Origin of the sequence: Arthrobacter sp. V1I7, assembly GCF_030817015.1 — a bacterium.
Lineage (GTDB): Bacteria > Actinomycetota > Actinomycetes > Actinomycetales > Micrococcaceae > Arthrobacter.
In genome coordinates this window covers 1,259,778-1,280,244 of the sequence record NZ_JAUSYS010000001.1, presented here as the reverse complement: position 1 = coordinate 1,280,244, position 20,467 = coordinate 1,259,778, and the positions used below count along the sequence as shown (strand labels likewise).

The following is a 20,467-nucleotide window of genomic DNA, read 5'->3' as shown; positions in this document are numbered from 1 at the left end:
TAGCGGCTCCGGTCTCCCCGCGGGAAGCTGGGTGGTTACTTTCCCCAGCAGATGTCGGTAGCTTCCGTGGTGGTGATGCTCTTGAGGCCGTCGGCCGGCTTGTCGGTGACGAGTTCGACGCCGGTGTTGAAGAAGTCCAGACCCTCGGAGTTGGCCGGCTTATTCCCGGTCTTAGCCAGATCCACGATTGCCTTCACTCCCAGTTCGGCCATCTTGACCGGGTACTGCTGAGCGGTGGCGCCGATGACACCGGACTTGACGTTGTTCACACCCGTGCAGCCGCCGTCAACGGAGACGACCAGCACGTCCTTGTCCTTGCCGGCGGACTTCAGCGCCTCGAAGGCGCCTGCCGCGGCAGGCTCGTTGATGGTGTAGACAACGTTGATGTCGGGATTGCTCGATAGGAGGGTTTCCATGGCGGTGCGGCCGCCGTCTTCAGCGCCCTGCGAGGCCTGGTTGCCAACGATCTCGTAGTCGCCGCCCTTGCCGCCCGTGTACTTTCCGGTTTTGGCCTCGTCGCCGTTCTTCTTCTTGTCCGCAGTGTCTATGCCCAGGCCGGTCAGGAAACCCTGGTCCCGGTTGTAATCAACCGAGACGATCTTGTCGTCAAAAAGGTCCACGAGCGCGATCGTGGCCTTTTTCCCGTCCAGCTGGGCTGCGGTCCATTTGCCTATCAGCTCGCCGGCGGCGAAGTTATCCGTGGCGAACGTGATGTCCACTGCATCGGCGGGGTCCGGCGGGGTATCCAGGGCGATGACGAAGAGCCCGGCATCCCTGGCCTTCTTAAGGGCATCCACCACGGACGGGCCGTTCGGGGTGATGAGTATGCCCTTGTCGCCCTTGGAGATCGCGTTTTCGATGGCCTGGATCTGGGTGTCCTCATCGCCGTCGGCCTTGCCGGCGGCGAGCTTCAGGTCTACGCCCTCGGCCTCGGCAGCCTTCTTCGCCCCGTCCTGCATCGAAACAAAGAACGGGTTGGTCGTGGTCTTCACGATCAGGGAAACGCCGACTTTTTCGCCTGACGTGCCTTCGCTGGCAGCCGGCGCGGTGGAACTTCCTCCGCAAGCGGAAAGGCTGAGCGTTCCTAGGGTAAGGGCCGCTCCCGCCGCAAAGATGCGAGTGGCCGTTGCAAGGTGGGATTTGGAACTCAACATTGAATCTCCTGGTGTTTGAGGCCGCCATGGCCTCGACAACGATGTCATAACGAGGTAAGCAGGATCACACGCTAGAGTCAATAGGAAATGAATGAGAAGGAGCGGTTTTCTTGACAACGATGTCCGATCGTTACCAGCCACCTCTGTCCCCGACCCGGCCCACGATGCGCCATGTGGCCGCACTCGCAGGTGTCGGAATCAAGACCGTGTCACGTGTAATCAACGACGAAGCCGGGGTGTCCGAGGCCACTCGGCAAAAGGTGCTCGATGCCGTCGCGCAGCTCAATTACCATCTGGACGTCACAGCCGGCAGTCTGCGCCGAGCAGGCAGAAGGACCCTCTCGGTTGGCCTCCTGCTGCCTAGTGTCTCCAACCCGTTCAGCGGTGAGATACACCGGGCCATGGAAGATGCGCTTGGCGTCAGGGGAATAGCCGTTTTCGCCGCCAGTCTCGACGATGACCCTCAGCGGGAACAGGCCATTATCGCCGCCTTTTTGGGTAGGCGCGTCGACGGGCTTGTCCTCACACCCATCGCAAAAAACCAGGCGTATATGATCCCGGAGCACTCCAGAAACCTGCCAATGGTCTTTATTGACCGGGAGCCGGTTGGGGTTGAGGCTGATGCTGTGGTCACTGACAACGCAGTGGGCGCGGGCAAAGCGGCCGCACATCTGCTGACGCACGGACACACCAAATTGGCCTACCTGGGCGACCGCACGGACATTCAGACCGCACGGGAGCGCCGGCGGGGCTTCCTCGAGGAGGTCGGCAGGGCAGGAATTCCCACCTCTACGCTGCCCGTCGTGGAAAATCTTCATGATGAGGGAGCAGCGAGGCGGGCAGCCCTTGAACTGTTGAGTTCTGAGGATCCTCCGACGGCAATCTTCTCCAGTCAGAACCTGGTCACCTTCGGCACAATGCGCGCCCTGAAGGAACTCGGCGTACACAAGCGTGTGGCGCTGGTCGGGTTTGACGACTTCACGCTTGCCGACATGATGGACCCCGGGGTTACTGTCATCGCTCAACACCCGGAGCGGATCGGCGTCATGTCGGCCGAACGACTTCTGGCCAGAATCGATGGCGACGATCAAGCTCCGCGGACGTACGTTGTCCCCTCCGAGCTCATCCAAAGAGGATCCGGCGAAATCCGCCCGTCGGCATAACCCTCTTCCCAAAGAACTTCGCCTCTGCAAAACCAACCTGAAGAGAGAGATCATGACCAAAACCTTGTATGCCGAGTTCACCGTCAAAGCCGGCAGTGAGGCTCGCGTTGCCGCCATGATGGTCGAATTGACCCAGCACGTCCGGAAGGAAGCAGGCAACGAACTGTTTCTCCCCTACACCCGCGAAGAGAATCCCCGGGAATACTTCGTCTTCGAGGTCTACCGGGATGAAGCCGCGTTCCAGGAGCACATCAACGCCGACTACGGAGCCAGGTTCAACGAGGAACTGGCCCGCCACATCGAAGGCGACGCCTCGGAGCTGACCTGGCTCAATCCCGTTCAATAGCCCAGCCAAACAGCCGCCATCGGGTAGCCGCCACCCCCGGTTCCCGGTAAAGGCAGCCCATCAAATCGCCTCAGCCCCCGTCCCACGGACGCGGGGCCAAGCGTCGTGCCAGTGGGCAGCACCTCGGTCAGAACCTGAAAAAATCGGCACAAAATGACCGTTGACTTGTCCGCTAGACATCTTTTAGTGTCCAACGCACTGACTGACAACGTTGTCTACTGGCTAGACACGCGCAATGAAGGGCGACACAAGCAACATGAAACAATCCACAATGCGGAGGACGCGCAGCGTCTCTGCACTGACACTGGCCAGCCTCTCGCTCGCCGCAGCACTGGCTGGTTCCATGCCCGCCTCCGCCGCCGAACTCGGGGATGAGCAGCACCGGCCGGCCATCCACTACACGCCCGAGAAGAACTGGATGAACGACCCCAACGGGCTCGTCTTCCATAAGGGCGTCTACCACCTGTACTACCAGCACAACCCCTCCGGGAACACCTGGGGGAACATGTCCTGGGGCCACGCCACGTCCAAGGACCTCGTCCACTGGGAAGAGCAGCCGTTGGCCATCTCCACCGATGCACAGGAAGATGTCTTCTCCGGCAGCATCGTCGTGGACAAAAACAACACGTCCGGACTCGGCACCGCCGAGAACCCGCCGCTGATCGCGATCTACACCAGCGCCTATAAGGAAGCGTCCCCGCACCGCGGGCTCCAGGCCCAGTCCCTGGCCTACAGCCTGGACGATGGCCAGACCTGGACCAAGTACGACGGCAATCCCGTGCTGAACCGGAATTCAGCCAATTTCCGTGATCCCAAAGTGTTCTGGTACGACAACCCGGCCGGCGGAGGCTACTGGGTCATGACCGCGGTGGAATCGCAGGAGCACAAGGTTGTCCTGTACAAGTCCGACAACCTTAAGGACTGGACCGCACTGAGCGACTTCGGGCCCGCCAACGCCACTGGCGGGCAGTGGGAATGCCCCGACCTGTTCCCCTTGGCTGTTGACGGTGACCCGAACAACGTCAAATGGGTCATGATAGTCAGCATCAACCCCGGCGGCGTCGCTGGAGGCTCAGCCGTCCAGTACTTCGTGGGCAACTTCGACGGCACCACGTTCACCTCCGAAACCACCGAACCAGCCCCTGCCCCACCGGCCGGAACAGTCGTGGCCGGATTCAACGACGGAACCTACAACGGCTGGACGGTGAACAACGAACCGGGCAACTGGAAGAATGGCCCCTTCGGTGACGCCCCGGCGACCGGTTCCCTGCCCGGTCAGAGCCCCGTGACCGGATTCGGCGGCAGCGGACTGATCAACTCCTTCAATGACGGGGACTGGCCCCTCGGTTCCATGCAGTCACCCACATTCACCGTGACGGACGACTACTTGAACTTCCTCGTAGGCGGAGGCAAGCATCCCCATGTCTCCGACAAGCTGGACAATAACCCGCCCGAGGGAGAGCTCAAGTTTGAAGGCTTTGAGGTTCCCGAGGGAACTACGCTGGCCGATGCCGGCTGGACCGGCACAGGAGACCTGACCCCCAATTTCCAGCCAGCCACCAGCGGTGGGGACTATTACATTGGCGCCAAACGGATTAACACGTTCGAAACCGGCACCGTGCCCGGTGATGACCGCCAAGGTACCCTGACATCACCCGAGTTCCCCATCACGAAGAATTTCATGAGCATGTTGGTCGGAGGCGGCAACCGTTCGGCGGACTTCGGACAGACCCTCGCAGTCGAACTGCTGATTAATGGCAACGTGGTCCGCTCCCTGGCCGGCGACAATGCCGGGTTGCTGAACTGGAAAGGCTGGGACGTCTCCGAATTCGCCGGGCAAAACGCCCAGCTGCGGATCGTTGACGAAGCTACCGGCGGGTGGGGACACCTGACCCTTGACCACGTCATGCTCACCGACACCGCAGCTGTTCCCAGGTCCGATGAAGAAACGGTGAATCTGGTAGTCAACGAACAGGTGGTCCGTACGGCCACCGGCAACGACAGTGAATCCTTGGACTGGGCATCATGGGATGTCAAGGAATTCGTTGGCCAGCAGGCACAAATCAAGGTTGTCGATAACAACAGGTTCGGCTGGGGGCACATACTCGCGGACGAATTCACAGCAAGCTCCACCCCAGCGACTTCCCGTCTGGAGTCCTATGACTGGCTGGATTACGGACGGGACTACTACGCCACCGTATCCTTCGCCAACATGCCCGACGACAAGCGGATCATGCTGGGCTGGATGAGCAACTGGGATTACGCCAACAACACCCCAACCAGCCCCTGGCGCAGCGCCATGGCCCTTCCCCGCGAAGTAAAACTCACCCAAACCCCTGACGGCCCCCGCCTCACCCAAAGCGCCGTAAAGCAAGTCGAAAAACTGGGAGGGAAAGTCACCTACAACGACAAGAAGGGCGGCCCGATTTCAGCAGGCACGCACCCGCTGCCTGCACAGTCGGCAGGCCAGGTGCAGCTGGTGGACATCACCTTCGCCCCCGGTACCGCAACAAAATCCGGCATCACCGTCCTCGGCGACGGACAGTCATCCACGGTCATCGGCTACGACGCCACTACCGGCAAGATGTTCGTTGACCGGACAAACTCCGGCAACACCGCATTCCACCCGGCCTTCGCCTCCATCGAGGACGCCCCCGTCACGCTGGACAAGAACGGCAACATCACCATGCGGATCTACCTCGACCGCTCCTCCGTGGAGGTGTTCGCCCAGAACGGCCTGAAGACCATCACCGACCAGGTATTCCCCAACCCGGGAGCCGACAAGATGGCCCTCTTCGCCGAAGGCGGGACCGCGCAGCTCAAATCACTCACCGTGACACCGCTGGAAAAAGCAATGTTCCTCCCCGAAAAGAAATAACACACCCACAATATGACCAGCTCACCTGAGAGCTGGACCTGAAGGGACTGAGTCCGGTAATACACCGAGCTCAGTCCCTTCATCTTTTCCTTGCGGCCGTGTTGCTAGGTGTCGGCCATCGTTGCTTTGGCTCTACGTCGCCTGGACACATTGCGGGCGACCAGGCATATGTGCCCCCACCTTCCGGCACTTCCCCGACCGTCCTGGCAGCGGAGTTCGGGCCCTGCAGGACAGCTCAATGCCGCTCCCAGCTCCGCCGGACCCTTACCACCGCCCCCAACGTCGCCATCGCGGGACAATAGGCCTGGTGCCTCGTGGGGGCGGTCACGATGACGACGCCGGTGCTGCCGCCGGGCCGCGTGACACGTCCGCATCGATCGCATCCAGCGCGTGATAGACGTCAATGGCGGCCAGAACCGCGGCGGTGAATTCGGAGGTGGAGGACGGGCCGCCGACGTCGCGGGTGCCCAAGCCGTCCCGGAGTGCGGATTCGAACGCCAGTTGGAGGTGCTCGGCAGCCTCGGGGTGGCCGAGGTGCTGGAGCATCATCGCTCCGGACCATATCTGGCCCACGGGGTTGGCCAGGCCCTTGCCTGCGATATCCGGTGCCGAGCCGTGGACCGGTTCGAAGAGGGACGGGAAGTCGCCTTCGGGGTTCAGGTTGGCGCTCGGGGCCAAGCCGACACCGTACTTACAGCGACCTCCATGAAATCGCCGTTGAGCACGACAAATTGGCTGCGATTGCTTTGGAGGGTGACTTCGATGGCTTCCGCGAGGAGATGGCCAGCCAGTTCAAAAATGCGCTGCGGGCCCAGCAGTAAAACTAGGCGGATGCAGGCCCGGTGAGCATTAGGCTACGGCGGGGCTTGCCTGGCCTACTGAGACCCAGAGCTCGCACTGGCTGTTGCGTTATCGGTTCTCTGAAAATTAGCGGGGGAGTGCCCGTGAAAGGGGCTGTTTCCTGCCATCATTCGTGGCCTATTGCCCAGACTCCGTTAAGTCAGAACGGCTCAGTCAGCGCCCGGTTCACGGCAGAGGTCAAAAGGCGCATCGGAGCGGGTTAGTTCGGCCACCCATTTGGCGTGTTCGACGTAGCCAGGATGGGTCAAATCGGCCAAGGCTTCCATGATCTCCTCGTAGTTGGGAAATCCTCCAGAGTCTTCCAGCCGGGACGCGCGGGGCGCCGCCGCTCAGCCGTGCGGGCGGAGTCTCTTCGTCTGCGGGCCGGCGGGACACCAGCTCGAGCCGGTGCAGCCAACTGTCGCCAAAGTCGTATTCGTAGAACGCTGCGCCTACACCAAGCGCGATCAGCTGATCAAGGGACCAATCTTCCTGGGGCCTGTCATCCGGTTCTTCGCATTCCTGCCCGGGAATCCACTGCAGGTGTAATCGCACCAATCACAGCCCGGGGAAAGGACGGTAAGCGGGCAGTTACGATCGGCTGGCGCTCAGTGAGGTCTGACCGGCAACCGCCGGAAACATGGACGCGGTCAGCACAGCGCCGTTCCTCGCCAAAGATCGTGTGGCTTCAGCCTCGGCCCGACTCGGCGCACGATAGGCAATCAGGGAACCTTGACTTGAGTCATCGACAGGTCGGGCTACACCCCAACCTGACGAATCGGTGGCGTATGTCCTGACTTTTCTCGGGCGGGCCTCGAACTCAAGCTGACAGAATGAGGGTTTGAGGCGCACAATCCACTTACGGGGAACACAATGATTCGACAGATCTTTGACGGCCATTTCCACATCATCGATACCCGCTTCCCGCTCGTGCGGAACAACGGATACCTGCCGCCCGAATTCACGGCGGCGGATTATCTTGGCGCCGTTTCAGATCTGGGAGTTACGGGCGGTGCTGTCGTCTCTGGTTCATTCCAGGCGTTCGACCAGAGTTATCTGATTGATTGCGTTGGCAACTCTTGGCCCTATGTTCGTGGGCGTTGCCAATATTGCCGAGACGACAAGCGACGACGAACTTCTTCGTCTCGGTGAAGCGGGAGTCCGTGGCGTTCGATTCAATCTCTACCGGGGCGGCTCCGCGGAAATAGATTGGGCGACGCGTCTGGGACGTTGCAGGGATGCACTTCGAGTTCTACCTCGACGCGAACGACCTAGTCGAGTTGGAACCGGTCATTGCAGCACTTCCCAAGGTGAGCATCGACCACCTGGGCATGACTTCGATGCATCGCAATGTCCTGCTCCGCCTTGTGTCCCGTGGCGTACGGGTGAAAGCCACGGGGTTTGGTCGGGTTGAGCTCGACGTCGCTTCCGCTATCCGGGAAATCCACAAGCAGAATCCCGAGGCTTTGATGTTTGGAACTGACATTCCTAGCACGAGAGCCCGCGAGCCGTTTCAGCCGAAGGACGTGGAACTCGTTGCGGACATTCTTGCTGAGGACGCGAGTCTCGCCCTTTACGAGAACGGGGCGCGCGCTTTTACGGCTTGATTCCATGACTTCCCGCTTCCGACAACATGAGCCCTTTCCGGTCCCGGTTGATCTCGTCCCGGCGGCGCAGGCTCCCTCAGGTGAGCTGCGATGCCTGGGCAGAGATCTGGAATTGTGGGCTACTTCGGCAATATGGAGCTGTTCGATGGTCATTGGCCGAGGGTCCGTCCACACTCCCTTTCGGCATCCTCGTAATGGTGAAGTCCACTAACCCAAGTGGCGTGAGAGCAACAGTGGGGCAATCATGTCCCGCTCGCTGGCGGACTTAGTCCACCATGAGCGTGCTTCGACGACGTCTCCGTGAACGGCGGCAAGAAGGCCGAGCATGTTCATGCTGTCAGTGTCGTCCTCTTGAGCAGATGCTAGGACTGCTTTTGATGCGGCGTCACTGGTTATCGTGTCGGCGTCCGGACGACCGAATATCTGAAGCGAATGGGCGGCGACACTGTTGCCCAAGACCGCCGCCTGTTGAAGCAGCCGGCGGGCTGTGGGTATTTCCTGCTCGGCAATGTAAAGCTCGGCAAGGCTCACGAGAACGTCCGGGTTCCCGTAACCGGCCGCTGTGTTGCGGAAGCGCTTACGGGACCGCAGATCTCCCCCGGTGAAGTATTCCCCCATTAGTAGCGTCGCGAAGGGTGCGTGGTCGGGGTGTCCACTGTCAATTGTTGTTTGGTAGGCCCTTTGGGCGCCGATAGCGTCGCCCTGTCCTTGGAGGAGTAGCCCCAGCCCGACCGCGGCCAGGGGTGCATATTCAGGGTGACCACTGTCGACTGCTGTCCGGTATGCTGCGTTCGCCTCAGCCAGATGTCCTTGTTTTTCCAGGAGCATCCCCATCATGACCCAGGCGGAAGGGGCATGATTTTGATGGCGACTGGCAATAGCCTGCTCATACGCATGACGGGCTCCGTCCCAGTCGCCGGCCTCCATCAGCCTTATCCCGACAAGGACAGCACCTCTTGGGGCGTACTCGGGATGGCCGCTGTCCTTGGCAGTCTGGAACGCCCTTTGTGCTCCGGCGGGGTCACCGGATTCTAGCCGCAGTGTCCCTAGGGTGACTGCGGCCCTTGGGGCGTGATCAGGGTCGCCGCGGTCAACCGTTTTTTGGAGCTCTACCGCGACTTCTGCTTGTCGCTGGTTCTGATTCATCTGCGGCTCCGCTCGGCGCTACATCATCTCCACATTCACGGCGTCGTGACCGTTAGTTTCATTGTGATGGATGAACCCGCCTATGTTGCTGATACTGCCAGCCAATACAACTTTTGGATGCCGCCGGTCCCTAAGCAAGTCGGCAATCCATGGCACTTCGTTTCAGATGCCAGGCCTAGGCTCTGGGCCTTCTTGGCCATCTTATGGACGCGGCGCAAAGAACTGCTGACGACATCCATAAGGCTCCGCCCGGTCCGGCTGGAGTTGCCAGCAACCCTGCCCCGATCGGCAGGGCAACCTGTCCGAGGCGGTTGCCTAGCAGCCTCAGCGCCAGTGCGGCGCCTCGCGCCTCGGGAGGGACCGCTTGGGTGATGAGTGTCATCGTGATGGGTTGTCCGAGTCCGAGGAAGAATCCAATGATGGCTAAGAGGACCGCGGCCAGGACAGGATTCCCGAACAGCCATGGCAGGATCGATAGGGTGATACCTGCCCCCGCGAGGCTGGCGGTGATGAGTCCGGTTCTGCTCCATCGGGACAGCATCACGGGCAGGAGCAGGCGGGATGTGATCGAGGCGGCCGCCCGAATCGCCAGAAGGACGCCGATTCCGATGGGTGCGATCCCGTTTTCTTCTCCCAGTAGAGGTAGGAACGCAACGATGATGTCGGTTGTGGCCAGCAGTGCGAGGCTGGCGAGCATATTGGTCTTCACGGTGGGGATACCCAGAAGGTGGGCGACAGACTTTGATGTGGGAGCCTTCGCTTGAGCTGCCTCTGAGGCTTCTCGGGCACTTGCGCGTTCTCTCGCCGATGCCCCGAGGGCGACCGGAATGGCCAGCACCGATATCGCCCCCGCGAGTATCAATGCCGCGTTCGCGTCAATGAGCCGGGTGGCTGTGGACGCGTTTCCTGCAGATCCCATGGCCAGACCGCCAAGAAGGGGACCAACGAGCTGGCCTAGGGAGAACGCCGCGGTGAACCAGCCGAAGGCTGCGTCCATCCGGCTGAGGGGAACGAATCGTGCGATGGCGGACTGCCCGGCAATCGTGAAGCACAGGTGTCCAATACCCAGTACTGCGCTGGACACAGCAACGAGCAGAAGGGATGGGGCGGCCGAGAGCAGGAATGGACCGGTTGCGAGTAAGAGCGTGCCCGCCAGGGTGATGCCCTTCATCGAGGTTCGGCGGTCTGACAGGCGACCGAGCCAGAGGGCGATCGCCACGGGAAGGAGGGCGAAGGAGGCAGAAGTCAAGCCCACTGCAACCGAGTCACCGCCCAGGGCCAACACCTTATAAGAAATGAGTGGCCTCGCCAGATTGAGAGCGATTTGGCAAAGCACCGCGGATGCGATCAGCATCCATAACCACCGGGTGGACTTCCCCTCGCTCACCATTCCCCCTTTGGTGCGGTCAGGTCAGTCGTTGCCAAGCGACGCGATCCGGATACAACCTGCCTCACCGCAGACACGGGACTTCTCGAACGCAGCGCTTCACCGGAAGTCCGCGGTTGTATCTTTGGCAACCTCCAGGAGGGTTGCCTGGAAGGCCATTTCTGCGGCAGCCCGTACCCTGTCGTGGCGGTGGGCGAGGAGCACCCTTCGGGACGGGGCACTCGCACCCAGTGAAACGATGCTGACACCGGGATGCTTATTGACGACGGCGGTTCGCGGAGCAAGCGCTATGCCCAGGCCAACACTGACCATTGCTTGGGCCTCCTGGTAGTCGTTGGCCTGGAAAGCGATCCGTGGACTGAACCCTGCCGCACTTGCGCTTCTTTGCAGTACTTCAACCACAGGATGCGCATCCCCGCGAACGATCCATTCTTCGGCGGCCAGGTCTGCCATGTCCACCTGCTTTCGTCGCGCCAGTCGGTGGTCCTTGCCCACAATGAGCGCCGTGGCGTCCTCGAAAACAGTCGTGAGGGCAAAGTCCCCCGGATTGATCCGGTTCCATTCGTAGTCCCAGAGGAGAGACATTCCAACCTGGCCGTTTTCCAGCATCTCAACCAAGTCCTCGAAACGGCTGCTGCGGACGTGCAGCTCAATCGCCGGGTACTCCTTCTTGAACCGGCTGATCACGAGCGGGAGAAAGGATCCGCCCAGGGTGGGGAAGGTCCCCATGGTCAGGCTGCCCCGGTGGAGTCCTGCGATTTCTGCCAGATCCGCCTCAGCGGCAGCCATCTGACGCAGGATGCGTCGCGTGTGCGCTGCAAGAACATGCCCGGCATCAGTGGGGACCATACCACGGGTCTGCCGCTGAAGAAGTGGCTGCCCGATTTCGGCTTCCAGGCGCCGCAGCTGCTGCGAAACTCCCGACGGGGAGTACACATGCTTTTCTGCAGCAGCGGTAATCGATCCGAGCTCGACCACGTCTAAGAGCAATTCGAGCCTCCGGATGTTCAACACAGTCGGCCACCTCCTTTGAAGTATTTCTTACGCCCCCCTCACAATCCTATGCCTGCGCTTCAGATCGGCCACAATTTGGCGCTCCTGATCACTCAAGATTTGTTCAGGTTAGGGTGCCTGGCCCTGTAAAAGGGCATCTCAAGGTCGGCTGATTGAAGTATGAGTGCAGGGATATGCATTATTTGCCGTTTGTATTTCATATGAGGTTCGGATCACACTTAGACCAGCCGGCAAGGCTTGCAGGCCCAAGGAAGGGCCCAGGAAGGTGTGAAAGCAATCATGTTTAAGATCCCAGCGGCGTGGATGCGGGGCGGAACCAGCAAATGCTGGGTGTTCGAATGGGACAACCTACAGGTCCCTGGAAAGAGCGTGGACGAAGTTCTTCTGCGTCTCTTCGGCAGCCCCGACAACCGTCAGATCGACGGCGTCGGAGGCGGAACATCCACGACAAGCAAGGCCGTCATCCTCTCCCGCTCCCTCAGCGACGAGGCCGATGTCGACTACACGTTCGCACAGGTGGCCATCGACGAGCAGAGAGTTGATTGGGGCAGTAACTGCGGCAACTGCTCAGCCGTGGTCGCACCGTATGCAATCCAACGAGGTTGGGTGGCTCCCGGCCAGGAGAGCACAGCCGTGCGGACCCTGAACACCAACACCGATCAGCTGATTCTGCAGAAGGTTCCGACTCCGGGTGGCAAACTTCAGGATCCGGGCACTCAGATGATCCCGGGCGTTCCGTTCCCCGGGCTGTCGGTCGGCATGGGATTCCTGGATCCCGCCGGGAGGACTACAGGGAAACTGTTCCCCACCGGTGAACCGGTGGAGAAGGTGACATTCGACGGACGGGAAGTCTCGGCCACGCTCATTGATGCCGGTGCTCCCCTGATTATTCTGGACGCTGAGTCCATCGGCCTCACCGGCACCGAGACGGCCGCGGACATCGACGGCCAGGCTGCACTCCTTGTGCATCTGGATGACGTACGCCGGGATGCCGCCGTCCGCATGGGCCTTGTAGCCACACGTGCTGAAGCCGCGCGGGCGATACCGAAGCTGGCACTCGTTGGCAGGGCGGGCCCGGAGGATGAAGCTGACCTCAACGTCAGAATGCTGTCCATGGGCAGGCTCCACCCGGCCCTGGCTATCACGGGAAGTGTGGCGCTGACCATGGCGGCTCAGCAGGAACGCACAGTGGTCCGGGACCTCCTCTCAACGGATCCTTCGTCCGGGCTGATTATGCGCACCCCCGCCGGCCTAGTCCAGACATGGGCGGAAATCAGCGACGGCGTGCCCGTCGTCGGAACCATTCGAAGCGCCCGCCGCATCGCGGACGCCGAACTGCTGCTTCCAGAGTCCTGGTAAGCGGAACACAAAATAACAGCCCGTCCTCTTATCGACACCGGAGTGGTGTTGCATTGAGGTAGGCCCAAGCAAAGGATTCCTCAATGACGAGCAACAAGTCATCCTTGGAGCCGCCCGGACTCTTCCCGGAAGGCACCGACGGGCAGACCGAGCCAAGCGAGCAGCCTGATCCGCCCAAGCACTCCCGGCGCACCATCCTCACAGCCGTAGGCGCATTCGCACTGCTGGGAACGGCAACCACCGTCCTTGGTGGCAGCTTGCTGAACCCGCCCTCCAGCACCGAAGACGGCAATTTCAGCGGCGAAACCCTCGAATTCCTGATTCCCCTGGCTTCAGGCGGTGGAACAGATACCTGGGCCCGGTTCATCGGCACCGAACTGACTAACTACGTCCCCGGCCGCCCCGGTTTTGCACCCGTGAACGAAGCCGGCGGCGAAGGCATTCTGGGCACCAACAGGTTCGCCCGCTCAGCCAAGACCGACGGCACCGAGATCCTGGTCGGCACGGCATCAACCGTAGTGCCCTGGGTCCTGGGCCGCTCGGCCGTTAAATACTCCTTTGAAGACCTTAAGCCCGTCGTCGTCAACGGCACCGGCGGAGTCATCTACGCCCGGGCCGAAGCCGGGCTAACCGGTATTCAGGACCTGATCAACAGAGACCAGCCGCTCGAGTTCGGTGGGATCAGCGCCACAGGCCTGGATATCACCACCCTGGTAGCCTTCGACCTGCTCGAAGCAGACGTCACGAGCACCTTCGGGTTCGAAGGCCGAGGCCCGGTCAACCTGGCCCTGCAGCGCGGCGAAATCGACTTGGACTACCAGACGACCTCAGCCTACGGCTCGGCCGTCGCCGGCATCGTCAAGGAAGGCAAAGCCGTCGTCTTGATGTCCTTCGGCCAGCTGAACGAGGCCGGGGACGTCATCCGTGACCCGAACTTCCCCGACGTGCCCACTGTCGCAGAAGCCTACGAAACTCTCCACGGAAAGAAGCCGTCAGGGGAAAAGTACGACGCCTACAAGACCCTGCTCGGGCTCACCTATACCTACCAAAAAGGACTTTGGGTTCCGCAGGAGACACCGGAGAACGCCTACGAGTTGCTGCGCCAATCCAGCGAGAAGCTCGGCACGGACACAGGTTTCCAGGAAAAGGCTTCCAAAGTACTTGGCGGCTATCCGCTCGTCGCGGACACCGGCATGGCCGACCGCGTCCGCGACGCCTACAAAGTCAGCGGCTCCGTCCGGTCCTATGTCACAGGGCTGCTCGCGGACAAATACAACATCCACGTTGAATAAGGACCATCATGCTTGACTCCGCAATGGCAGCGCTGGCATCCCTCGCTGACCCCTCCCTCCTCATCATGCTCCTGATCGGCACGGTCGCCGGTCTGATCATGGGCCTCATCCCGGGACTTGGCGGCACAGGAGCCGTTGCAATCCTGCTGCCCATCACCTTCGGCATGGAACCGCCCCAGGCTCTGGCGCTCCTCATCGGCGCCCTCGCCGTCGTTCACACCTCCGACACCGTCTCCGCCGTACTGCTCGGCGCCCCAGGTTCAGCATCAGCCAGCGTCACCATGCTCGACGGCTACTCCATGGCCAAGAAGGGGCAGGCAGCCCGCGCGCTGACCCTGGCGTTCCTCTCCTCCATGGCCGGAGGCATCATCGGCGCGGTCGGCCTGACCCTCGCGATCCCGCTGGCCCGGCCCCTAGTCCTTTCCTTCGCGAGTCCCGAGCTCTTCATGTTGACCGTCCTCGGTGTATCTTTGGCGGCAGTCCTGTCACGGGGAAACATCATCAAGGGAGTCTCGGCAGGCCTCCTTGGCCTGATCCTGGGCATGGTTGGAACTTCACCGACCACAGCTGAGGAACGCTTTACCTTCGGCAGCCTGTTCCTCGGCGACGGCCTGTCACTCGTCGCCGTTGCCCTGGGCATCTTCGGTCTGGCCGAAATCGCATCCCGCGCCAGCCAACGCCGCGGAGAAAAGCAAACCATCAGCCTCGGCGGAGGCTGGGGCCAGGGCATCCGGGAATGGCTCACCCACTGGACCCAGGTCATCCGCGGAGCGCTCATCGGTATCTGGGCAGGCGTCCTGCCCGGCGTCGGCGCCACCGCCGGAACTTGGATGGCCTACGGCCAGGCCGTCGCAACCGCCAAAGACAAGCGCCAGTTCGGCAAGGGAGACCCCCGCGGCATTGTCGGCCCCGAAAGCGCCAACAACTCCGTGGAAGCCGGCGACCTGATCCCCACCCTCCTCTTCGGCATCCCCGGCGGCGTGCCCTCAGCGATGCTCCTGGGAATGCTCCTCACCTACGGCATCCAGCCTGGCCCCTCCATCATCACCGAACACCTCGACCTGATGTACCTGATCGTCTGGTCCTTCGCGATCGCCTCGATCCTTGGCGCGCTGCTCTGCTTCCTCAGCGTCAAACAACTCGCAAAACTGACCAAGGTCCCCTTCGCCGTCCTGGCAGCAGGCCTCGTAGCCATCATGCTCCTGGGCTCATTCCAGGAAGGCGGCCAGCTCGGCGACCTCTGGATCATGATCATCCTCGGCGTCTTCGGATGGCTGCTGAAATCGACAGGGTTCCCCCGGGCACCGTTCCTGATCGGTTTCGTCCTGGCCATTCCGCTGGAACGCTACTACTTCCTCACCGACAGCCTCTACGAAGGCTTCGATTGGATGGCCCGCCCCGGAGTCATGGTCTTCCTGGCAATCCTGATCCTGCCTATGATCTGGGCGTTCATCAAGTTCATCCGCGCGCGCCGACACACCAACCTTGACGATGGTCACCGGGACGAACAGCCCGAGGACGACGAAGCTCCGCTGAAGAATTCAATCTGGTCCCTCACAGCATCAGGCATCTTCTTCGTCGCCTTCGCCGCCGCCTTAATCTCGTCCGCTTCATTCTCACCGGAAGCCAGACTGGTCCCGCAGCTGGTGAGCACCGGAGGCCTGATCTTCTCCGGCATCCTGCTCTTCATTGAGATCCGGAGAAGGCTTCGCGACAGAACCCCGAAGGCAGATGAGACCCTTGCTGAGGAGGCAGAGGGGATCCTTGCTGAGGAGGCAGAGGGGATCCTTGACGCACAGCCCGCGAAGGCAGGTTGGACCCTTGATGCAAAGTTCGCATTGAAGACCTTCCTATGGATGACAGGCTTCCTGGCTCTCACGGCCGCCTTCGGATACCTGATTGCAGTCACGATCTTCATCCCGGCCTTCCTCCTGATAGTCGCAAGGGCTCGGCTCAAGGTTGCCATCATCTACACCGGCGTCCTGTACATCGTGCTCCTGGCACTGCCCTCGCTGCTGCCGATCGACCTGCCGCAGGGCTGGCTCAACACCCTCGTCTAGCACCGGACACCCCGCAAATAGAACGCCATTGGAGAATCAAAAAATGACGGTACTCGTAGCCTACGCATCCGCTCCCGAAGGCAGGGAGGCACTGACCGAGGGAATCAAGGAAGCCCACCGGCGGAAGTCAGACCTGCTCATTGTGAACATTGGCCGTGGCCACCACGACCTGGAGACGCAGGAACTACAGGAGCTCGAAGGCCAACTGACCGAAGCCGGCCTGGCCCTGACCATCGAATCCTCAATCCTGGCCGATCCGGGGGACGCGGTCATCCAGATCGCCCAGGACCGCGGCGTCGAAGTGATTGTCATTGGACTGAGACACCGGTCCATGGTGGGCAAGCTCATCCTCGGAAGCACCGTCCAGCGCATCCTGCTCGACGCCACCTGCCCCGTACTCGCAGTCCGGGCGGACAAACTCTGACCCTGCGCTACTGACTGCCGGACACATTGTCCGGCGCGCGTGCTGCCGTTCCCGCACTCCATCGCAACAGGTAGCCCGACGGACGGGCGCGAGGACAGAGCAGCACGCAAACGGAGGCAGGGTGACCAAACGGTCACCCTGCCTCCTCCCATAACCACCCAGAAGAACTAGCCCGAACCGCCCCAGATCAAGGACAACCGAGATGAACAGCCGCTCTCGCATAACCACGCCCCACACTGGATCCCCGAGGCCCGAACCCATCCCCAACTGGTCCACACTTTCCCGCGCCGACCAAGTAGAGATCCACAATCAGGGACAAGTCATAACCTCAGGCCGCATCGACATGCTCGCCATGGACGGCAGCGTCCTCTGGCTCCAGCAGGACGACGGAAAAGGCCGCGCGCTGTTCCTGTACGGCGATGGACTACGGGTATACCGGCGACCAGTCAAGCGAAGCTGAGCTGAAGACGTCCCAAAGAACAAAGGAATTGCTCCGCCCCAATTTTTGCACCGAGTCGTCAGGGCGGCTGCGGATCTACCCCTTGGTTTGACCGGGTTGCGATGGGCCTAAAATTCAACCTTACGGATGAGGGTCGGAGGCACCTGTGGCCGGGTAACGGATTGGGTACATGCGGGTGAGCACGCTGGATCAAAACGAAAAACGCCAGCTCGAAGGCCAGGTTCTGGACCAAGTCTTCACCGACAAGGCCTCGGGCAGGGACACTGCCAGGCCCAGCTCGCGGAACTGCTGCGGTTCGCCGGATCAGCCGCGAGACCGTCTATCAATACCTGCGCCACGCCAAGCTGGACTAAGCCACTCCCCCATCGTCGCTGCGCCACTATGCGGAACCGAAGGGGTCTGATGCTCCTATCGTGTGTCAAGCGGTGGCGAGCCAGTTTCTGTAGCGATCGGCGAGTTCGGGCAGCGGCCGGGCTTTGCGCTCGATATCGGAGATCCGGGCGGGCCACGTGCTTAAGGCTACGGCCACTTGACTGAGGGTGATGTTCTTTTTCGTGCGAATGGCGCGGAGGTCGGCTTGGACCGTCCTTACTGCTGGGCTGGTAAGGATGCGGTAGATCTCTCGGACGATGGCCCTTTTGAGGCAGCGGATGATTTCCTTCTTGCTCTTGCCATCCTGTGTGCGGCGCTCGACGTAGGCGCGGGTTTTGGGGTCGTGGCGCATTCGGACGAGTGCGATGCGGTGGAGGGCGGCGTTACCCTGTCTGTCGCCGCCACGGTTGAGCCGGTGGCGGGTGGTGCGCCCGGAGGACGCCGGGATTGGCGCGGCGCCGCAGAGCGCGGCGAACGACGCTTCGTTGCGGATCCGCTCTGGGTTGCCGCCCGCGGTCACGACGAGTTGCGCGGCGACCAGGGTCCCGACGCCGTAGACATCCAGCAATGCTGGGTGGTGCGCCTGGACGAGTTCATGCAATTGCGTCTCGATGCCGGCGACGCGGTCTGAGAGCTCCTGGTGGGCGCAAGCCATCGTCTTCAGGGCCAGCCCGGCGGCGTCTTCAGGGCCGGCCAGATCGGATCCAGGACGACTACTGGCCAGACGGCGCAGCAGCGCGTCCGTGTCCAGGTCCCGGTATCTGGCGCGGACCGGTTCTGGAGCGGTGATCAGCAGCCCTTTAATGGCGTTGGAGATCGAGGTCATGGAGGAGACGAACCGTTTCCGCGCGCCGAGCAGGAATCGGATGGATTCAGCGGCGGTGTTGGTGTCTTTCGGGATGGAGATGCCACGGCCGGAAAGCACCGTACGGGCAGCTTCGACTGCGTCGACAGGATCTGATTTCCCATTCATCCGGCGCACCTGCCGGGTAGGGCGCAGGACTTCCAGCACGGTGTGTCCGGCGGACTGAAGGGCCCGGGTCAGGCCGGCGCCGTAGGAGTTGGTGCCCTCGACACCGATCCCCCGGACGGGGCCGGCTGAGGCTACGGCATCGATGAGCGCGGCATAGCCACGGCTGTCCGCCGTGAACGTCGCGGTGGAGACCACCGCGCCGTTCTCGGTGAGAATGGCAAGGGTGTGAGTGTCGGTGTGGGTGTCGACCCCGGCGACGCGTCCGGCCGCGTCGACATCCGCTCTCGCGTGTGGCATATGGTGTCCTTCCAAGCAACGGTTCGGGTTGTCACCGTTGGCCCTGTCGGCCGCAGACAGGACGCTGAAGGGACGCGCACCATGGCAGGGCCAACTGGTCATGGGATCGGTCATGCTCCTATGAGGTCATGAACCGGCAGAGCCCACGGCTGGTCCCGGGAACGCAGGACAAATCAGGTCAAGGACAGGTCCCCCGAAGGGGGCCGCCAGTCAAGTATCGGGTCACTGCATTCCCGGACCCTTCCAGTATCAGCGTCAAGTTTTCGGTGTAACTGGTTTTGATTTTATTTCTTGCCGGCGGACAGGCGTCCGTCGAAGGTGACTTCGAAGGCATTGAGCGCAGCCTTCCAGCGGTTGGACCAGCGTTGTCGGCCCGTCCCGGTGGGGTCCAGACTCATGACCGCCAGATAGACGCATTTGAGCGCGGCCTGCTCCGTGGGGAAGTGTCCGCGGGCATTCACGGCTCGCCGGATGCGCGCGTTGATGCTCTCTATGGCGTTGGTCGTGCAGATGATCGTGCGGATCTCGCGGTCGAACTGCAGGAAGGGCACGAATTCGGCCCAGGCGTTGGTCCAGAGCCGGATGATCGCCGGGTAGCGCTTTTCCCACTTCTCGCTGAACTCCACGAACCGGTCCAGGGCATCGGATTCCGACGCCGCCGTGTAGACGGGCTTGAGGTCCTTCGCGATCGCGGACCAGTCCTTCTTCGACGCGTAGCGGAACGAGTTGCGCAAAAGGTGAACAATGCAGGTCTGGGTGATCGTCTGAGGCCAGACGGTGGCGATGGCCTCGGGCAGGCCCTTGAGCCCGTCACAGACCACAATCAGGCAGTCCTGGGTGCCGCGGTTCTTGATCTCGGACAGGACCCGCAGCCAGTACTTCGCCCCCTCCCTGTCACCGTGCTCGCCGGCCCAGAGCCCAAGGATGTCACGGGTGCCCTCGCAGGTCACCGCCAGCGCCACGTAGATCGGCCGGTTCGTGACCTGCCCGTCGCGGATCTTCACGTTCACCGCGTCGATGAAGATCACCGGATAGACCGGATCCAGCGGCCGGCTCTGCCAGGCCGCCAAACCCTCCAAGACCTTCTCCGTGATGGTGGAGATCGTCTGCTTGGAGACCTCCGCGCCGTAGACCTCGGCCAGGTGGGCGCAGATCTCCCCGTGCGTGAGTCCCTTGGCGGACAGCGAGATGACCAGGTCATCGAGCCCGGACAGGCGGCGCTGCCGCTTCCTGACCAGCTCCGGGGTGAACGAGCCGTCCCGATCCCGCGGCACCGCGATCTGCACCGGACCGGCCTCGGTCAACAGCTCCTTGGACCGGGTGCCGTTCCGCGAGTTCCCGCCGTCCCTGCCAGCCGGATCGTGCCGGGCGTAGCCCAGATGGTCCTCCATCTCGCCCTCCAGCGCCGATTCCACGACCATCTTCGTCAGCCGGGACAGCAGCCCGCCCTCACCGGTCAGCCGCAGGCCTTCCGCACGCGCCCGCTCACTCAGCTGCTGCACCAACTGCTCATCCAGCGCGTCCGCCGGAGCCGGCGCAACCATGCTCGTCGCAGCAGTCACATCACTAATCACATCAGTCACGGCAACCTCCTAATTCTCTGGAGTTACACCGTTTAAATTACAGTCCCAACCGAAGCGGCGACAGCTTTACGGAAGGTCCATTATCGGCGTGCCGTATTAACAGCTGATATGA

15 protein-coding genes and 3 pseudogenes are annotated in these 20,467 nt (G+C 61.8%); 9 read left to right on the top strand and 9 right to left on the bottom strand.

Features of this window, described 5'->3' with window-relative positions; all coding sequences use genetic code 11:
* Positions 1 to 35: 35 nt before the first annotated feature.
* Complete coding sequence (locus tag QFZ69_RS06025; protein WP_306916359.1) at positions 36 to 1,154, bottom strand: substrate-binding domain-containing protein; 1,119 nt, start codon at positions 1,152 to 1,154, stop codon at positions 36 to 38.
* Between the two features lie 164 nt (positions 1,155 to 1,318).
* Between QFZ69_RS06025 and QFZ69_RS06020 the strand changes: the two genes are divergently transcribed.
* From QFZ69_RS06020 to QFZ69_RS06010, 3 genes are all read left to right on the top strand, one after another.
* Entirely contained in the window at positions 1,319 to 2,317 is a 999-nt protein-coding gene (locus QFZ69_RS06020) for a LacI family DNA-binding transcriptional regulator (RefSeq protein ID WP_306919612.1), read from the top strand.
* A gap of 52 nt (positions 2,318 to 2,369) precedes the next feature.
* Positions 2,370 to 2,663 (top strand): putative quinol monooxygenase, encoded by a 294-nt coding sequence (locus QFZ69_RS06015; RefSeq protein ID WP_306916357.1) that lies wholly within the window; start codon positions 2,370 to 2,372, stop codon positions 2,661 to 2,663.
* A gap of 256 nt (positions 2,664 to 2,919) precedes the next feature.
* Positions 2,920 to 5,541 carry a GH32 C-terminal domain-containing protein gene (locus QFZ69_RS06010; protein ID WP_306916355.1) on the top strand — a complete coding sequence of 874 codons (2,622 nt, stop codon included), beginning with the start codon at positions 2,920 to 2,922 and terminating at the stop codon, positions 5,539 to 5,541.
* Positions 5,542 to 5,865: 324 nt separating this feature from the next.
* Here QFZ69_RS06010 and QFZ69_RS06005 read toward each other — a convergent pair.
* The 3 genes and pseudogenes from QFZ69_RS06005 to QFZ69_RS23245 all read right to left on the bottom strand — a co-directional run.
* Positions 5,866 to 6,225, bottom strand: a pseudogene (locus QFZ69_RS06005) (isocitrate/isopropylmalate family dehydrogenase); the annotation flags it as partial.
* A 326-nt stretch (positions 6,226 to 6,551) separates the two neighbouring features.
* Positions 6,552 to 6,668, bottom strand: coding sequence for a hypothetical protein (locus tag QFZ69_RS23250; protein ID WP_373461806.1), 117 nt, complete (start codon positions 6,666 to 6,668; stop codon positions 6,552 to 6,554).
* A gap of 115 nt (positions 6,669 to 6,783) precedes the next feature.
* Positions 6,784 to 6,936: pseudogene (locus QFZ69_RS23245) on the bottom strand (plasmid pRiA4b ORF-3 family protein); the annotation flags it as partial.
* 683 nt (positions 6,937 to 7,619) lie between these two features.
* Here QFZ69_RS23245 and QFZ69_RS05995 point away from each other — a divergent pair.
* Positions 7,620 to 7,988: an amidohydrolase family protein gene (locus QFZ69_RS05995; RefSeq protein ID WP_306916349.1), complete on the top strand. Its 369-nt coding sequence runs from the start codon at positions 7,620 to 7,622 to the stop codon at positions 7,986 to 7,988.
* 207 nt (positions 7,989 to 8,195) lie between these two features.
* On the opposite strand, the gene QFZ69_RS05990 is transcribed toward QFZ69_RS05995, so the two are convergent.
* From QFZ69_RS05990 to QFZ69_RS05980, 3 genes are all read right to left on the bottom strand, one after another.
* Positions 8,196 to 9,134: a lipopolysaccharide assembly protein LapB gene (locus QFZ69_RS05990; RefSeq protein WP_306916347.1), complete on the bottom strand. Its 939-nt coding sequence runs from the start codon at positions 9,132 to 9,134 to the stop codon at positions 8,196 to 8,198.
* 175 nt (positions 9,135 to 9,309) lie between these two features.
* On the bottom strand, positions 9,310 to 10,488 hold the full coding sequence (locus tag QFZ69_RS05985) for an MFS transporter (RefSeq protein WP_306916345.1): 1,179 nt from the start codon (positions 10,486 to 10,488) through the stop codon (positions 9,310 to 9,312).
* Positions 10,489 to 10,620: 132 nt separating this feature from the next.
* On the bottom strand, positions 10,621 to 11,535 hold the full coding sequence (locus QFZ69_RS05980; protein WP_306916343.1) for a LysR family transcriptional regulator: 915 nt from the start codon (positions 11,533 to 11,535) through the stop codon (positions 10,621 to 10,623).
* 279 nt (positions 11,536 to 11,814) lie between these two features.
* Here QFZ69_RS05980 and QFZ69_RS05975 point away from each other — a divergent pair, with 279 nt between their 5' ends.
* The 5 genes and pseudogenes from QFZ69_RS05975 to QFZ69_RS05955 form a co-directional block, all read left to right on the top strand.
* Entirely contained in the window at positions 11,815 to 12,894 is a 1,080-nt protein-coding gene (locus QFZ69_RS05975) for a PrpF domain-containing protein (protein ID WP_306916341.1), read from the top strand.
* A gap of 83 nt (positions 12,895 to 12,977) precedes the next feature.
* Positions 12,978 to 14,186, top strand: a complete 1,209-nt coding sequence (locus QFZ69_RS05970; protein WP_306916339.1) for a tripartite tricarboxylate transporter substrate binding protein — start codon at positions 12,978 to 12,980, stop codon at positions 14,184 to 14,186.
* Between the two features lie 8 nt (positions 14,187 to 14,194).
* Complete coding sequence (locus QFZ69_RS05965; RefSeq protein WP_306916337.1) at positions 14,195 to 16,246, top strand: tripartite tricarboxylate transporter permease; 2,052 nt, start codon at positions 14,195 to 14,197, stop codon at positions 16,244 to 16,246.
* Between the two features lie 43 nt (positions 16,247 to 16,289).
* Positions 16,290 to 16,670 carry a universal stress protein gene (locus QFZ69_RS05960; protein WP_306916335.1) on the top strand — a complete coding sequence of 127 codons (381 nt, stop codon included), beginning with the start codon at positions 16,290 to 16,292 and terminating at the stop codon, positions 16,668 to 16,670.
* A 629-nt stretch (positions 16,671 to 17,299) separates the two neighbouring features.
* Positions 17,300 to 17,427, top strand: a pseudogene (locus QFZ69_RS05955) (recombinase family protein); the annotation flags it as partial.
* Positions 17,428 to 17,548: 121 nt separating this feature from the next.
* On the opposite strand, the gene QFZ69_RS05950 reads toward QFZ69_RS05955, so the two are convergent.
* Together QFZ69_RS05950 and QFZ69_RS05945 are read right to left on the bottom strand one after the other, a co-directional pair.
* On the bottom strand, positions 17,549 to 18,772 hold the full coding sequence (locus tag QFZ69_RS05950; RefSeq protein WP_306912914.1) for an IS110 family transposase: 1,224 nt from the start codon (positions 18,770 to 18,772) through the stop codon (positions 17,549 to 17,551).
* Between the two features lie 284 nt (positions 18,773 to 19,056).
* On the bottom strand, positions 19,057 to 20,316 hold the full coding sequence (locus tag QFZ69_RS05945; RefSeq protein WP_306919611.1) for an IS256 family transposase: 1,260 nt from the start codon (positions 20,314 to 20,316) through the stop codon (positions 19,057 to 19,059).
* Between the last annotated feature and the right edge of the window lie 151 nt (positions 20,317 to 20,467).

Bases quoted from the DNA above. Each gene is read 5' to 3' on its own strand.
- QFZ69_RS05990 (WP_306916347.1), bottom strand. From the start codon at position 9,134: ATGAATCAGAACCAGCGACAAGCAGAAGTCGCGGTAGAGCTCCAAAAA.
- QFZ69_RS05985 (WP_306916345.1), bottom strand. From the start codon at position 10,488: ATGCTGATCGCATCCGCGGTGCTTTGCCAAATCGCTCTCAATCTGGCG.
- QFZ69_RS05950 (WP_306912914.1), bottom strand. From the start codon at position 18,772: ATGCCACACGCGAGAGCGGATGTCGACGCGGCCGGACGCGTCGCCGGG.
- QFZ69_RS05970 (WP_306916339.1), top strand. From the start codon at position 12,978: ATGACGAGCAACAAGTCATCCTTGGAGCCGCCCGGACTCTTCCCGGAA.
- QFZ69_RS06010 (WP_306916355.1), top strand. From the start codon at position 2,920: ATGAAACAATCCACAATGCGGAGGACGCGCAGCGTCTCTGCACTGACA.
- QFZ69_RS23250 (WP_373461806.1), bottom strand. From the start codon at position 6,668: ATGGAAGCCTTGGCCGATTTGACCCATCCTGGCTACGTCGAACACGCC.
- QFZ69_RS06025 (WP_306916359.1), bottom strand. From the start codon at position 1,154: ATGTTGAGTTCCAAATCCCACCTTGCAACGGCCACTCGCATCTTTGCG.
- QFZ69_RS05960 (WP_306916335.1), top strand. From the start codon at position 16,290: ATGACGGTACTCGTAGCCTACGCATCCGCTCCCGAAGGCAGGGAGGCA.
- QFZ69_RS05945 (WP_306919611.1), bottom strand. From the start codon at position 20,316: ATGGTTGCGCCGGCTCCGGCGGACGCGCTGGATGAGCAGTTGGTGCAG.
- QFZ69_RS06020 (WP_306919612.1), top strand. From the start codon at position 1,319: ATGCGCCATGTGGCCGCACTCGCAGGTGTCGGAATCAAGACCGTGTCA.
- QFZ69_RS05995 (WP_306916349.1), top strand. From the start codon at position 7,620: ATGCACTTCGAGTTCTACCTCGACGCGAACGACCTAGTCGAGTTGGAA.
- QFZ69_RS05965 (WP_306916337.1), top strand. From the start codon at position 14,195: ATGCTTGACTCCGCAATGGCAGCGCTGGCATCCCTCGCTGACCCCTCC.
- QFZ69_RS06015 (WP_306916357.1), top strand. From the start codon at position 2,370: ATGACCAAAACCTTGTATGCCGAGTTCACCGTCAAAGCCGGCAGTGAG.
- QFZ69_RS05975 (WP_306916341.1), top strand. From the start codon at position 11,815: ATGTTTAAGATCCCAGCGGCGTGGATGCGGGGCGGAACCAGCAAATGC.